This window comes from Corynebacterium gottingense, assembly GCF_003693265.1.
Lineage (GTDB): Bacteria > Actinomycetota > Actinomycetes > Mycobacteriales > Mycobacteriaceae > Corynebacterium > Corynebacterium gottingense.
The window spans coordinates 1-11,912 of sequence record NZ_RDRE01000028.1 but is presented as its reverse complement, the minus strand read 5'-3'; the positions used below and the strand labels follow the sequence as shown (position 1 = coordinate 11,912).

The 11,912-nt window shown below is 63.6% G+C and carries 16 protein-coding genes; 12 read left to right on the top strand and 4 right to left on the bottom strand.

Going from position 1 to position 11,912, the window contains the following annotated elements; genetic code table 11:
* From EAW56_RS10285 to EAW56_RS10270, 4 genes are all read left to right on the top strand, one after another.
* The coding region (locus EAW56_RS10285) for a 50S ribosomal protein L19 (RefSeq protein ID WP_122086426.1) at positions 1-74 on the top strand (74 nt) is incomplete at its 5' end.
* Positions 75-371: 297 nt separating this feature from the next.
* Positions 372-1,061 carry a signal peptidase I gene (gene lepB / locus EAW56_RS10280; RefSeq protein ID WP_095555174.1) on the top strand — a complete coding sequence of 230 codons (690 nt, stop codon included), beginning with the start codon at positions 372-374 and terminating at the stop codon, positions 1,059-1,061.
* Between the two features lie 15 nt (positions 1,062-1,076).
* Positions 1,077-1,733, top strand: coding sequence for a ribonuclease HII (locus EAW56_RS10275; RefSeq protein ID WP_095536773.1), 657 nt, complete (start codon positions 1,077-1,079; stop codon positions 1,731-1,733).
* Positions 1,730-2,038 carry a DUF2469 domain-containing protein gene (locus EAW56_RS10270; RefSeq protein ID WP_095536772.1) on the top strand — a complete coding sequence of 103 codons (309 nt, stop codon included), beginning with the start codon at positions 1,730-1,732 and terminating at the stop codon, positions 2,036-2,038. Before EAW56_RS10275 ends, EAW56_RS10270 begins: the two co-directional genes overlap by 4 nt.
* A 474-nt stretch (positions 2,039-2,512) precedes the next feature.
* Here the strand turns inward: EAW56_RS10270 and EAW56_RS10265 are convergent, their stop codons facing one another.
* Positions 2,513-3,592: a GNAT family N-acetyltransferase gene (locus EAW56_RS10265; RefSeq protein WP_095536771.1), complete on the bottom strand. Its 1,080-nt coding sequence runs from the start codon at positions 3,590-3,592 to the stop codon at positions 2,513-2,515.
* Between the two features lie 59 nt (positions 3,593-3,651).
* On the opposite strand from EAW56_RS10265, the gene EAW56_RS10260 reads away from it, so the two are divergent.
* On the top strand, positions 3,652-4,305 hold the full coding sequence (locus tag EAW56_RS10260; RefSeq protein WP_338063591.1) for a TetR/AcrR family transcriptional regulator: 654 nt from the start codon (positions 3,652-3,654) through the stop codon (positions 4,303-4,305).
* On the opposite strand, the gene EAW56_RS12890 is transcribed toward EAW56_RS10260, so the two are convergent.
* Both EAW56_RS12890 and EAW56_RS12885 read right to left on the bottom strand, forming a co-directional pair.
* Positions 4,302-4,472, bottom strand: a complete 171-nt coding sequence (locus EAW56_RS12890; protein WP_205691335.1) for a VOC family protein — start codon at positions 4,470-4,472, stop codon at positions 4,302-4,304. The two genes, EAW56_RS10260 and EAW56_RS12890, sit on opposite strands and share 4 nt — an antisense overlap.
* A complete protein-coding gene (locus EAW56_RS12885) occupies positions 4,469-4,684 on the bottom strand; it encodes a VOC family protein (RefSeq protein WP_205691334.1) in 216 nt (71 codons plus the stop codon). Before EAW56_RS12885 ends, EAW56_RS12890 begins: the two co-directional genes overlap by 4 nt.
* Positions 4,685-4,769: 85 nt before the next feature.
* Here EAW56_RS12885 and EAW56_RS13240 point away from each other — a divergent pair, with 85 nt between their 5' ends.
* The 6 genes from EAW56_RS13240 (at position 4,770) to EAW56_RS10230 (ending at position 9,943) form a co-directional block, all read left to right on the top strand.
* Positions 4,770-4,973 (top strand): helix-turn-helix transcriptional regulator, encoded by a 204-nt coding sequence (locus EAW56_RS13240; RefSeq protein WP_353959753.1) that lies wholly within the window; start codon positions 4,770-4,772, stop codon positions 4,971-4,973.
* Complete coding sequence (locus EAW56_RS10250; RefSeq protein WP_205691321.1) at positions 4,973-5,701, top strand: helix-turn-helix transcriptional regulator; 729 nt, start codon at positions 4,973-4,975, stop codon at positions 5,699-5,701. The genes EAW56_RS13240 and EAW56_RS10250 overlap by 1 nt, the downstream gene beginning before the upstream one ends.
* A gap of 147 nt (positions 5,702-5,848) precedes the next feature.
* Positions 5,849-6,250, top strand: a complete 402-nt coding sequence (locus tag EAW56_RS10245) for a YraN family protein (RefSeq protein ID WP_095536770.1) — start codon at positions 5,849-5,851, stop codon at positions 6,248-6,250.
* Positions 6,237-7,784, top strand: coding sequence for a YifB family Mg chelatase-like AAA ATPase (locus EAW56_RS10240; RefSeq protein WP_095536769.1), 1,548 nt, complete (start codon positions 6,237-6,239; stop codon positions 7,782-7,784). Before EAW56_RS10245 ends, EAW56_RS10240 begins: the two co-directional genes overlap by 14 nt.
* Positions 7,781-8,968, top strand: a complete 1,188-nt coding sequence (locus EAW56_RS10235; protein ID WP_122086424.1) for a DNA-processing protein DprA — start codon at positions 7,781-7,783, stop codon at positions 8,966-8,968. Before EAW56_RS10240 ends, EAW56_RS10235 begins: the two co-directional genes overlap by 4 nt.
* A gap of 75 nt (positions 8,969-9,043) precedes the next feature.
* Entirely contained in the window at positions 9,044-9,943 is a 900-nt protein-coding gene (locus tag EAW56_RS10230) for a tyrosine recombinase XerC (protein WP_095536762.1), read from the top strand.
* 9 nt (positions 9,944-9,952) lie between these two features.
* On the opposite strand, the gene EAW56_RS10225 is transcribed toward EAW56_RS10230, so the two are convergent.
* On the bottom strand, positions 9,953-10,516 hold the full coding sequence (locus EAW56_RS10225) for a M23 family metallopeptidase (RefSeq protein WP_095536761.1): 564 nt from the start codon (positions 10,514-10,516) through the stop codon (positions 9,953-9,955).
* Positions 10,517-10,813: 297 nt separating this feature from the next.
* Here EAW56_RS10225 and rpsB point away from each other — a divergent pair, with 297 nt between their 5' ends.
* Complete coding sequence (gene rpsB / locus EAW56_RS10220) at positions 10,814-11,773, top strand: 30S ribosomal protein S2 (RefSeq protein ID WP_095534810.1); 960 nt, start codon at positions 10,814-10,816, stop codon at positions 11,771-11,773.
* The last annotated feature ends 139 nt before the right edge of the window (positions 11,774-11,912 follow it).

Sequence of the window (11,912 nt, the reverse complement as noted above, 5' to 3'; positions counted from 1 at the left end):
ACGTCCGTCGTGCGAAGCTGTACTACATGCGCGATCTGCGCGGTAAGGCAGCCCGCATTAAGGAGCGTCGCTAGTCTGCGGCACCGGCGCCCCGCTCACTGACACGATTCGGTGGGCGGGGCGTTTTGCATTTTGTTGGTGGGACGCACGGCGCTGCTAGAGTATGCGAGGTGACCAACGTGAACGGACAGCCAAGCGGCTCAACGCCTGAGCCGGAGTACCCCCGCGACACCACAGTGCCTGCAGTGCCCGCAGCTCCCGCTGCACAGCCTCGGCAAGACGCGGCTGCTACGCCGCAGCGCGACGCAGCACAGGCGGAGTCTGCCGGGCAGACTGCTGAGAACGGGGCCAGTGAAAAGGCCTCCAAGGAGATGCCGTGGTACATCGAAATCCCGATGGTGATCGCGCTGACGCTGGTATTCATCTTCCTCATCCAGACCTTCATCGGGCGGCTGTATGTGATTCCGTCCGGCTCAATGGAGCCCACGCTGCACGGCGAAAATGGCTCGGGTGACCGCATCTTTGTCGAGAAGGTCACCTACGCCTTCAACGACCCTGAGCCGGGTGATGTGATCGTGTTCAAGGGCACCGATTCTTGGAATACCGGCTTTTCCACCAACCGTTCGGACAACACCGTCGTGCGTGGCATCCAGGAGGTCGGCTCCTGGGTGGGCCTGGTACCGAAGGACGAAAACACCCTGGTCAAGCGCATCATCGCCGAGGGTGGGCAGACGGTTTCGTGCCAAGAGGGAGACACAGCCGTGATGGTCGACGGCGCACCGATTCAGCAGGATTACACCTTGTCTCCGCCGTTTTATCCGGTGGACCCTTCCTCTGGCTCTGAGGCCTGCGGTGGACCCTACTTCGGGCCAGTTGAGGTGCCGGAGGACCACTACTTCATGATGGGCGATAACCGCACCAACTCTTCCGACTCGCGCTACCACATGGGTGACGGGCTAGAGGGCACGATCCCGCGCGAGAACATCCGCGGCAAAGTGCTTGGCATTGTCTTCCCGCTCAACCGCTTTGGTGGGGTGGAAAGCATGGACATCCAGCAGTAGGACGGTCCACCGCGCATGACTCGCGTTCGCAGGCTCAAACAGCTGCGCACCTACGAGGTAGCCCTGGATAAAGCAGGGTTCGGGCCGGTCGCGGGGGTGGACGAGGCGGGACGGGGCGCATGCTTCGGCCCGATCACCATTGCTGCGTGCGTGCTTCCGCCGGCACCGCTGCGCCAGCTCGAAGGCCTCACCGACTCGAAGAAGTTGACTGCCCGGCGCCGGGAGTCGTTGTTCGATCCGATCCGCCATCACAGCCTTGCCTACGCCATCGTGCACATTTCCGCCGCGGAGATTGATCGTCGCGGCATTCAGGCTGCGAACCTCGACGGAGCCCGGCGAGCGATCGCGCGGCTTCAGGTACGGCCCGGCTACGTGCTCATGGACGGCTTCCGCGTCCCGGGCCTGACCGTTCCGCAGCTGCCCGTGGTGGGCGGGGATGCCGCTGCTCGCTGTATTGCCGCGGCTAGCGTGCTGGCAAAGGTGAGCAGGGACCGGCTGATTACCCAGATGGCACAGGACTTTCCCGGCTATGGGTTGGAGGGGCACAAGGGGTACGGGACGAAGGTCCACATGGATGCGGTGCGCCGCCACGGTGCAACGTGTGAGCACCGTTATAGTTATGCCAACGTCAAACAGGCGCACGAGGTTTACGAAAAAGGGGTGCTTGCATGAGCGCTGAGGAACTGGACAATTACGAGGCCGAAGTTGAGCTCTCGCTGTACCGCGAGTACAGGGATGTGGCCAGCCAGTTCTCCTACGTCGTTGAGACTGACCGCCGCTTCTACCTGGCCAACGCGGTAGAGCTGATCCCGCACGCTGAGGGCAAGGATGTCTACTACGAGGTCCGCATGTCCGACTGCTGGGTGTGGGACATGTACCGCGCAGTGCGTTTCGTCCGCTACGTCCGAGTAATCACGTACAAGGACGTCAACATTGAGGAGCTGGACAAGCCGGATCTGACATTCCCGGACCGCTAGATTTTTCACTCCATGCGCACAGGGATTTCTGCAGCGCCTGGCCGACTTTTCGGCCGGGCGTTGTGCTTTTCCTCCCAACTATTTTTCCCTGTGAGGGAACCTGGGCCCCTTTTTCGGAGTCTAACTAGACCCGGTGACCATCAGGTAAGCCGGAACCACCAGCACTAGAAGACGGATAACAAGGAATCCCTACAGTGACCGCCAGGAACCCAACGAACCCGACGTGTCATACCCGGCCTAGCAGGTGCGCTGAGATCAGACCATGCGTTGCTTCCAAAGACGAGCAGAATCGTCAAAAGGAAGCAGCGTTTGGAATCATCAACACGGCAGCGATCTCGACTTCTTGACCACAGTGCGGGCACTTGGCATGCCCATCAGTGAGCGGTGTGACGGGGCGCGCGCGTTGCCGATACGTCGTCAGAGCGCGGTAGATTTGAGAGCCGCGTACAAGGAGCATGAAAGTCAGACTCCCGATCATTGGCGCATGTGCTCGGAGGCAAGTCGCGCGTAGATGAGGGTGTCGGTCCATTCGCCCTTGCTGAACCAGTCCTGGACGTGATGTGCTTCGAGCCGGAACCCGACACGACGAGCGAGTGCTGCCGAGGCGCTGTTGCGAGCATCCATCTGCGCGGTGACGCGGTGGAGCTTGTAGTGGTCGAACCCGAGGGCGAGTACTGCTCGGACTGCTTCGCTGGCGAAACCTTGCCCACCGTGCGCCGGGTCGAGAACCCACCCGATCTCGCCTTGACGGTGCTCGTGATCGGTGAGCCAGAGGGCGACGTCTCCGATCGCGACGCCGCCATGCTCTATGACCAGCGCAAGCGCACCAGTCTCGCCATCGATGCTGGTCTTCGCTAGCCGCTCGGCGAGTTTTTTGCGCGTGACTTCCGCGGTCCATGGCTCGTCCAACAGGTAGCGGGCAACGTCGGGTCGCGAGTACAGCTCGTGAAGCCATTCGGCATCGTCGGCGTTATGCGGACGGAGATGGAGTCGCTCCGTCACCAATGGCCACTGGGCGGTGGGCTTGAGATCGCGCCGGTAGTGGAACAACTCCTCCTGCTGTCCTGCGGGCGTGGTCCCGACGGCTCGCTCGACCTCACGGAACCCTGCGTTCGTCAAGCACCTCTGGGAGGCCTTGTTCTCCAGGAGCGTGCGTGCTGTCAAGGTTCGCAGTCCACTGTTGCGTGCGAAGCGCGATGCCAACTCCAGGCCCCGACGAGCGTGCCCTGCTCCCCGCGCATCCGGATGAATCCAGAACCCGACCTCGGCAACCTCGGAGCTGACATCGAAGATCACCAAGGAGCCCACAAACCGGTCCGTCTCGGCATCGACAAGCGCGAGGACTGCCAGCGTGCCGGCCGACAGACCCTCAGCAACCTCGTCACGGATCATCCGTCGCACGGACTCTGGGGTGTAGTCGGACTCGGGTAGGTGGCCGAAGCGCCGCACAGCTTCATCCTTGGTGCCGGCTGCATACGCGTCTGCATCCAGCTCAGAGAGGGGGCGTAGGCGAGTGTTCTCAAAGGTGATCGGGAGGGTGGTGGAATCCAGCATGCACTAAACCTAACATAGATTGGATAGCTAACTGAAGCGTGTTTGGTTAGGTTGGTGGGGTGAGCTACTGGGAACACCGCAAACCTGTGCAACGCCTCCGCGCAGTGGACATCGTCGAGGTTGCGAGGGCATCGGTAAGGCTGCTGGACGAAGGCGGGTTGAGGGCCCTCACCCTGCGATCTGTGGCGCAACAGGTGGGTGTCGCTCCAGCCAGCCTGTACTCCCGCGTCGAATCCGTCGACGATCTGTTTGACCTCGCCCTCGACACAGCGCTTGCAGACGATGCCGTGATGTCCGAGTCGATCCGCAACGCCGACCTGCCTGCCCTGATGGACGCCTTCTTCACGCACCTCACGACCCACCGGTGGGCCGGTCAGGTCATCGGTATGCGCGCTCCCAGGGGCCCGGCGTACCTGGCCCTTTCCGAGCGGATGTGCGTCCTGCTCGAACAAGCGGGTGCCCCGGATCCGCTGGGAACTGCCTACCGATTGTCCAACCTGGTGATCGGCGCCTCCCTGACCGCTCCTATGGCAGCCGACGAGAAGCGCGTCGCCATCGACCCTGAGCAGGCTCCCACCTATGCGCGACTCCACGCGACGCACCACATCAGCCCGCAGGAGATACTTGCCGACGGAATCAGCGCTCTCCTCGCCTCGCCCTCCAAACCGAGTGCGCTTTGGGCCTCAGCGGGGGAATGTCAGCAAGACCCCTAAAGGTTGGTGGTGTCGGTGGCGCAGACGCGGAGGCGGTATCCATCGGGGTCGGAGGCGACGAAGGTGTAGCCGAGCTCCAGGGTGGTGGGTTCCAGCGCGATGGGGAAGTCAAGTGTTGTCCAGTCTTGGTAGAGCTGGTCGACCTCATCGTCGGGGGCGTAGCTCATGGATAGTTCGACGCTGCCGGGTGTGCCGGTGGCGGCGGGGTCGATCTGGTCGCGGGTCTGGATTCAGATGGTGACGTCCTCGGTGAGGCTAACACTGCGAAGTCGTCGAAGGTCTCGATGGGCTCCTTGTTCAGGGCTTGGCGGTAGAAGGTGGTGCTGGCCTCGACGTCGGTGACGTAGAGGATCACGCTGGTGGGTGCGAAGTCTGTCATGGCGGTTCTCCTTGTGGGCCCCATGGGGGCAGTCTGGTTGCTTGGATCACGACGTTAAGGGGATAGATGACGTCTTCTGTCATGTATGCGTGCGAGGGTTGGGGCCATGCGGGCGGATCGGTTGTTGGCGATGATCTGGCTGCTGCGTACCCATGGCGGGCTCTCGACGGCAGAGCTGGCGCAGTGGCTGGAGGTGTCGCGTCGTAACGTGCCGCGAGATGTGGAAGCCCTTTCGGCTGCTGGAGTGCCGGTGTACTGCGAGCGCGGCCCCACGGCGGGGTCCGCCTAATGCCGGGCTACCGCACTGATGTCACAGCGCTATCCGAGGACGAGAGCCACGCGTTGTTCGCTGCGATCTCGTCGTGGGGCCCGGATTCGATTGGGCTGGGTGATGCGTTAGCCTCGGAGGTGCGCAAGCTGCTGGCTGCGGTTCTCGAGGCGCATCGTGGTCAGAGTCTGGAGGTTGCGTCGCGGATCGTGGTTGATCCGCACGGCTGGTTGCCGCAACCTGGTGCGCTGCAACCTGGGGAGGCCTTCGTAACCGTCCAAGGAGGCGTGTTCGCCCGTCAGCGGTTGCGGTTGACGTATCGTTCACGCCAAGCCGTACGTGTGCAGGAGCTGGTGGTGGAGCCGCATGGTCTGGTGTCGGCCGGCAGCGACTGGTATCTGTGCGCCAGCGCCGAGCAAACAGTGCGTTATTTCAAGGCAGTCCGTATCGAGCACGCCGCCCTGTTGGCTGAACCGTGCTCAGGGCCCGAGCTGGATGTGGCCCAAGCATGGCGGGATCACCGCGCCAGGTTCCTCGACCAGTTCACTCCTGTCAGTGTTGATGCCTGGCTCCGCGCGCATCGGTGGGACGACGCGCGCGAGTGGAGTATCTGCACCAGCCCAACGGACGTGCCCGTGCTTGTAGCGCATCTCATGACTGAAGTGGTGGACCTTCACGTTGCAAGCCAGGAATCCCGATTCAACGAGCACTTTCCCGCCGTAGCCGGAGGTAAGACCGGGAATCCATAGCTCAAGAAGCACGCATTTTGTCGCTTAACCCTGCTTTTCCACCCAACTATTTTTCCCTGTGAGGGAACCGAGGCCCCTTTTTCGGAGTCTAACTAGATAGGGGAGCGCACACGCGCTCCGGACAATCGAGTGACTTTGGGAGGGGCAATGCACCACTACACACACGTGGCGGACACACCGTTCGCCGACCAGTACGAGCTCGGCTACGCCGGGGAGGCCAGCGCGATCGCCTGGTATGAGGACGCCGGCTATCTGCTCATCGAGCACCGCGCGCGGTGCAAATCTGGTGAGCTCGACATTGTGATGCTCGCGCCTGATGGGGCAATCGTCTGCATCGAGGTGAAAACACGTCGCGGCGCGGCGTTCGGGGCCGCGGAGGCGGTGACGTCGAAGAAGCTCGCGACGATGCGGCGCTGCGCTGCGGAGTGGCTTGGGCGCAATGTGCACGAGGGCCACAGGGAAGTGCGCTTTGACGTTGTGGAAGCGCTTTTCGACGGCACCGGGTTCGCCCTCCAGCGTTTCGAGGGGGCCGAAGATGGCGCTTGCTAGTACACAAACCGCGACCGTGGAGGGTGTGCACGCGCACCCCGTGACGGTGGAGGCCAACGTTGGCCCTGGCCTGCCGGGGATGCACATGGTTGGCCTGGGCGATGCGGCGGTCAAGGAATCGCGGGAGCGCATCCGCACGGCAATTGCCAACGCATCGCTGTCGTGGCCGCGCACGAAGATTATGGTCTCCCTTTCGCCCGCGCACCTGCCAAAGGCCGGCTCGCACTTTGATCTGCCGGTTGCGGTCGCGGTGCTGGGCAGCCTTGACCCGCGTGCGCAGCGCCGTCTGCGCTCGACCATGCTTGTGGGCGAACTCGCCCTCGACGCTTCGCTGCGACGTGTCGAGGCAATTTTGCCGATGTTGTTGCAGGCGCGTCTGCGCCCAGACATCGAGACCATCGTCATTCCCCGCGCCAATGCGCGCGAGGCCGCACTCCTCGGCGACCCCAGGATTGTGATGGCCGATTCGTTGAGCCAGGTGTGGAGCTGGCTTATCGACGGCCCGTTGCTGGAACCTGTCGACCCACACGCCATAGACTCCACGGGACCGTCTGACACAGAAGCAGTAGGAGCTTCAGCCGCCCCAGACTTTCGCGACATTGCCGGACAAGCTCACGAGCGCGCAGCCTTCGAGGTCGCCGCAGCAGGTGGCCACCACGTGATGATGGTGGGCCCACCTGGATCTGGTAAATCCATGCTCGCCGAGCGGCTTCCCTCCATCCTGCCGCCACTGAACCAGCACGAGCGCATCGAATGCACCTCGCTACACCAAGCCGCAGGCATCGCCCGCGGCGAGGTGGTGACGGGCCGGCCGTTTATCGCCCCGCACCCCTCACTGACCAAAGCCATGCTGCTCGGCGGGGGACCGCACACACCGCTGCCCGGCGCGGTCAGCCAGGCACATCACGGCGTGCTGTTTTTGGACGAGGCATCTGAGATCCCGGCTCGCGTGCTCGATACGCTACGTATCCCGCTCGAGCAGCACGAGGTCCGCCTGACCCGAGGCAAGCGGACCGTGGTCTTCCCCGCACAATTCCAGCTCATCCTGGCTGCGAATCCGTGCCCGTGTGGGCGAGAGCCGGAGCAGTGCCGTTGCCACCCAAGCGAGCGGGCGCGGCACCTGGCAAACATTTCTGGTCCGCTGCGAGATCGGTTGGACGTCTTTGTCCGAACCACAGCTGCATCAGCCGTGCTCAGCCCGCAGGACGCGGAGCCGAGCGCGGTGATTGCGCAACGTGTCGCCCAGGCGCGCGAACGCGCGGCGCACCGCTGGCGCAACGCTGGGTGCAGTGCACGGACGAACACGAAGGTGGCTTCCACACTGATCCGCCGCGAATTCCCCGCCGACGAGACCGGCATGGTCTTCCTTGCCAACCGTCTCAGCCACGGCGAGCTGACGCAGCGCGGGGTAGATAAGGTGCTCAAACTCGCCTGGACGCTCGCGGACCTTGAGGAAGCACCCGTCCCCGACATTGACCACGTCGCGCGAGCGTGTGAGATGCACGCTCCACAACCTGAGGAGCACGCAGCATGAGCAAACTGGAATCCTGGGCCTACCTGTCACGCGTCATCGAGGGCCCATCAACGCACCTGCAGGAAATGCTGCGCGCCGGGCGCGACGCCGATGAAATTGCTCGAGGGGTGCGTACCCGAGCCTCGTGGCTTGGCCCGCTACGTGCAACGACCGAGCGACGCTACGACTGGGATCGACCCGCTGAAGACCTGAAGCAGGCCCACTCGCTGGGCTACGCATTGCTCACCCCCGATTCGCCTGGGTGGCCGACCGCGCAGGTCCATGACTCGTTTGTACGAGGAGCCTACGCAAGCCGGGAAAATATGGAGACCGCTATTGCCGACGGTGCCGCGCCACACGCCCTGTGGGTGCGGGGCTCGACCAACCTGGCTGAGCTCTTCGACCAGTCTGTGGCATTTGTGGGCACACGGGCCGCGACCACGTACGGCCACCAGGCCACCCAAAACCTTGTGACGGCGGTGGCAAAGCACCGCTACACGGTGGTCTCCGGTGGCGCTATCGGCATTGATACTGTCGCGCACGAGGCAGCACTCGCCGCGCGCACCCCGACGGTGGTGGTGGCAGCATGCGGCCCAGGTGTGACGTATCCGCGACGCAACGAGCGGCTTTTTGACCGCATTGTTGCCGCTGACGGCGCGCTTATCACCGAGTACCCGCCAGGAGTGACACCCGATCGGCACCGGTTTCTCACCCGCAATCGCCTCGTCGCAGCGCTCACGCAGGGCAGCGTGGTGGTCGAGGCAGCGTTTCGCTCCGGTGCGCTCAATACGTTGAAGTGGGCGCGCTACTATAACCGCCACGCGATGGCCGTGCCCGGCTCCATCCTGGGCGCAGGCTCGCTCGGGGCGAACCTCGCGATTAGGAATCGCACCGCCACCATGGTGTTAAACGGCGACCAGATCCACGCACAGCTTGGCCAGCTGGGCGCGATCGATGCGGACGAACAGATGGAGCTTGAGTTCGCTGCGGACCCGATTCAGCAGCTCAGCCACAATGAGCTCCGCGTCTTCGACGCCACCCCGCCGCATGCTGATCAAGCCCGGGATGCGGAGACTATCTCCGCCACCGCCGGTATGAGTACTGGTCTGACCGTCCACCTCCTCATGGAGCTTGAGCGGCGCGGGCTTGTGCGCCGCAATCGCCGGCAATGGTCACGCGCGGTGAAGGTCGCACACAACGGATAGAGCACGAGAGCGCGGGTAGGAGGGGAGTGGCCCGCGTGGCGCCCAGGCCGCGGGGAATGAGTACACTCCTGTTGCATGAGTGACAACGGTGCGGCTTCACAATTCCTCGCAGCAGTAGAGGACTACGCCGACTATGCGAGCACGGTAAAAGGGCGCTCTGCACACACCGTCAAAGCGTATGCGGCAGACCTCCGCTCGCTCGCCGAGTACGTCACCAACCTCGACGAATTCACCCTCGACACGTTGCGCACCTGGCTTGCCGACGCCGCGCGCGCCGGCAAAGCCCGCTCCACCCTTGCCAGACGCACCGCAACCGCACGCGGTTTTTCCACGTGGGCGACAAAGCAAGGGCTTCTCGACGCCGACGTCGCCGCCCGTCTCGTCACCTCGCAGGTCAAGCGCCCTCTTCCGCATGTAGTCAATCCCGCACGCGCAGGCGAACTGGTTGAGGCTGAAACTGCCGACGACGCCCACCCCGCCGAAGGCCTGCGCGACCGCGCAATCCTCGAACTGCTCTACGCCACCGGCATCCGAGTCGGCGAACTGACCGGGCTGGACGTCGGCGACGTCGATTTTCACCGCAGCACTGCCCGCGTCACCGGCAAAGGCAACAAGCAGCGCACCGTTCCATTTGGCAACCAGGCCAGCCTGGCAATGCAAGACTGGCTGGAACACGGCCGCAGCGAACTTGCGGGCGACACCAAAGCCCTCTTCGTCGGCTCCAGGGGAGCGCGCATCGACCAGCGGCAGGTCCGCAGGATCGTGGAGCGCGCCGGGCAGCGTGCGGAGATCGCGGACTTAAGCCCGCACACCTTGCGCCATACGGCTGCGACCCACACGCTAGAAGGAGGGGCAGACCTGCGCGTCGTGCAAGAAATGCTCGGCCATTCGAGCTTGCAGACCACGCAGATCTACACCCACGTGTCTTCCCAACGCCTCCGCAAAGTCTACGAGCAGGCGCATCCGCGAGCGTAGTCGCCAGTTTTACTGGGGGCCGATGGGTTTTAAGCGGATCTCGGGGGCATCCAGCAGCGTGAGGGGATCGAAGTAGGACTTCTCACCGCCCGGTTCGGCTTTGAGTGCGCCCCAGTGTAGGCCGTCGTGTCGGTGTGGCGCGCCCGGCGGGGTGTACACCAGTGTCCCGAGCGCGTCGCCTTCAGCTACGACAGCGCCCTTCTTGAGGGTGGTGCGCACGGGTTGGTACGTGGTGCGAAAGCCTTCCGGGTGCTGGAGGGAGACAACCGGGGTGCCGGCAACGACGCCGGCGAAGTACACGGTGCCTTCGCCAGATGCGTAGACCGTGTCTCCTGGTTCGGCTGCCAGATCCACGCCGCGGTGGCCTGGCTGCCAGTTGCGCAGCGGAATTTCTGCGGGCCTGGTCACTCGCGTCACGGAGCTCGCAGCCGTCGTTGGGTCCACCCACGCGTGGACTGCGGTGGCACTGGTCGCGAGGAACACGATGGCTGACAACGCGGCGAAGAGGAGTCGTGTGAGACGTGATGGTGGGTGGTTGGCGTGGGTACGGGTGGGCGTCGAAAAGCATTGCATGCTTTATGTAAACCAGATATTTCGCGTGAAGCAAAGGGTAAACGAAAAATCTGTGGATAGGCGGGTCGAGTTATCCACAACGGTGCAGGCAATTAGGTGTTTGCGCAGTTCGTGCGTATAGTTATTCGGGCAGTCTGCACAGTACGTGTGGCTGACTCCGCGCGCCGAGCAACGCGAGCCGGGTGACGGTCCCCATTTTTCGTGGGGCGCACGGCACGCACGGTGCCAGGGTGTGGGATAAAAACCCGCACATTGACCAGTACATAACCGAACTATTTCTCCAAAGGAGACATTCCCATGGCAGTTGTAACCATGCGCGAACTCCTCGACGCAGGTGTGCACTTTGGCCACCAGACGCGTCGTTGGAACCCGAAGATGCGTCGCTTCATCTTCACCGATCGCAACGGCATCTACGTCATTGACCTGCAGCAGACGCTGACCTACATCGACGAGGCATACGAGTTTGTCAAGGAGACCGTTGCGCACGGCGGCACCCTCCTTTTCGTCGGTACCAAGAAGCAGGCACAGGAGCCGATCCAGGAAGAGGCAGAGCGCGTCGGCATGCCGTACGTGACCCACCGCTGGCTCGGTGGCATGCTCACCAACTTCCAGACCGTGTCCAAGCGAATCGCCCGCATGAAGGAACTGCAGGCGATGGACGCAGCCGAGGACGGCTACGCCGGCCGCGGTAAGAAGGAAATCCTCATGCTCACCCGCGAGCGCACCAAGCTTGAGCGCGTCCTCGGCGGCATCTCTGAGATGACCAAGACGCCGTCCGCGCTGTGGATTGTGGATACCAACAAGGAGCACATCGCCGTCAACGAGGCGCAGAAGCTGCGCATCCCCGTTGTCGCTGTGCTGGACACCAACTGTGATCCGGACCTGGTTGACTTCCCGATCCCGGGCAACGACGACGCCATCGGCGCCGTGAAGCTGCTCACCCACATCGTGGGCGAGGCAGTCGTGGCTGGTAAGCAGCAGCGCGAGGAGCGCCAGCTGGCAGCCGCCCGCGACGCAGCAGGCGACAACGACGCCAAGCTGCAGGCCGAGGCATCCGAGGCTGCTGCGAACGCAGCGTCCTCCGACGATGTCTCCGCTGCCGACGCGGCCAAGGCCGCCGCTGCCGCCGAGGCAGCAACGCCGCAGGAGGTCGCACCGGTTGAGCAGCCGCACGCAGTGCGCGCCGCTGAGCAGGCAGCCGAGGCTGAGAAGGCCGAGAAGGCTGAGCAGGAGGAGAACTCCGAGAAGGAGTCCTAAGCCGAATCGGCAACCCCCTGACACATGCACCCCGCGTCTTCGGTTCACGTCCGCCCCACTTCACTGGGCCGGGACGCGAGCGAAGCGCGGGGTGTAGTGCATCCAAGGGCTGCTAGCATTTCCTAGCGTGCCGACTCAC

Bases quoted from the DNA above. Each gene is read 5' to 3' on its own strand.
- lepB (WP_095555174.1), top strand. From the start codon at position 372: ATGCCGTGGTACATCGAAATCCCGATGGTGATCGCGCTGACGCTGGTA.
- EAW56_RS10275 (WP_095536773.1), top strand. From the start codon at position 1,077: ATGACTCGCGTTCGCAGGCTCAAACAGCTGCGCACCTACGAGGTAGCC.
- EAW56_RS10270 (WP_095536772.1), top strand. From the start codon at position 1,730: ATGAGCGCTGAGGAACTGGACAATTACGAGGCCGAAGTTGAGCTCTCG.
- EAW56_RS10265 (WP_095536771.1), bottom strand. From the start codon at position 3,592: ATGCTGGATTCCACCACCCTCCCGATCACCTTTGAGAACACTCGCCTA.
- EAW56_RS12890 (WP_205691335.1), bottom strand. From the start codon at position 4,472: ATGAGCTACGCCCCCGACGATGAGGTCGACCAGCTCTACCAAGACTGG.
- EAW56_RS12885 (WP_205691334.1), bottom strand. From the start codon at position 4,684: ATGACAGACTTCGCACCCACCAGCGTGATCCTCTACGTCACCGACGTC.
- EAW56_RS13240 (WP_353959753.1), top strand. From the start codon at position 4,770: ATGCGTGCGAGGGTTGGGGCCATGCGGGCGGATCGGTTGTTGGCGATG.
- EAW56_RS10250 (WP_205691321.1), top strand. From the start codon at position 4,973: ATGCCGGGCTACCGCACTGATGTCACAGCGCTATCCGAGGACGAGAGC.
- EAW56_RS10245 (WP_095536770.1), top strand. From the start codon at position 5,849: ATGCACCACTACACACACGTGGCGGACACACCGTTCGCCGACCAGTAC.
- EAW56_RS10240 (WP_095536769.1), top strand. From the start codon at position 6,237: ATGGCGCTTGCTAGTACACAAACCGCGACCGTGGAGGGTGTGCACGCG.
- EAW56_RS10235 (WP_122086424.1), top strand. From the start codon at position 7,781: ATGAGCAAACTGGAATCCTGGGCCTACCTGTCACGCGTCATCGAGGGC.
- EAW56_RS10230 (WP_095536762.1), top strand. From the start codon at position 9,044: ATGAGTGACAACGGTGCGGCTTCACAATTCCTCGCAGCAGTAGAGGAC.
- EAW56_RS10225 (WP_095536761.1), bottom strand. From the start codon at position 10,516: ATGCAATGCTTTTCGACGCCCACCCGTACCCACGCCAACCACCCACCA.
- rpsB (WP_095534810.1), top strand. From the start codon at position 10,814: ATGGCAGTTGTAACCATGCGCGAACTCCTCGACGCAGGTGTGCACTTT.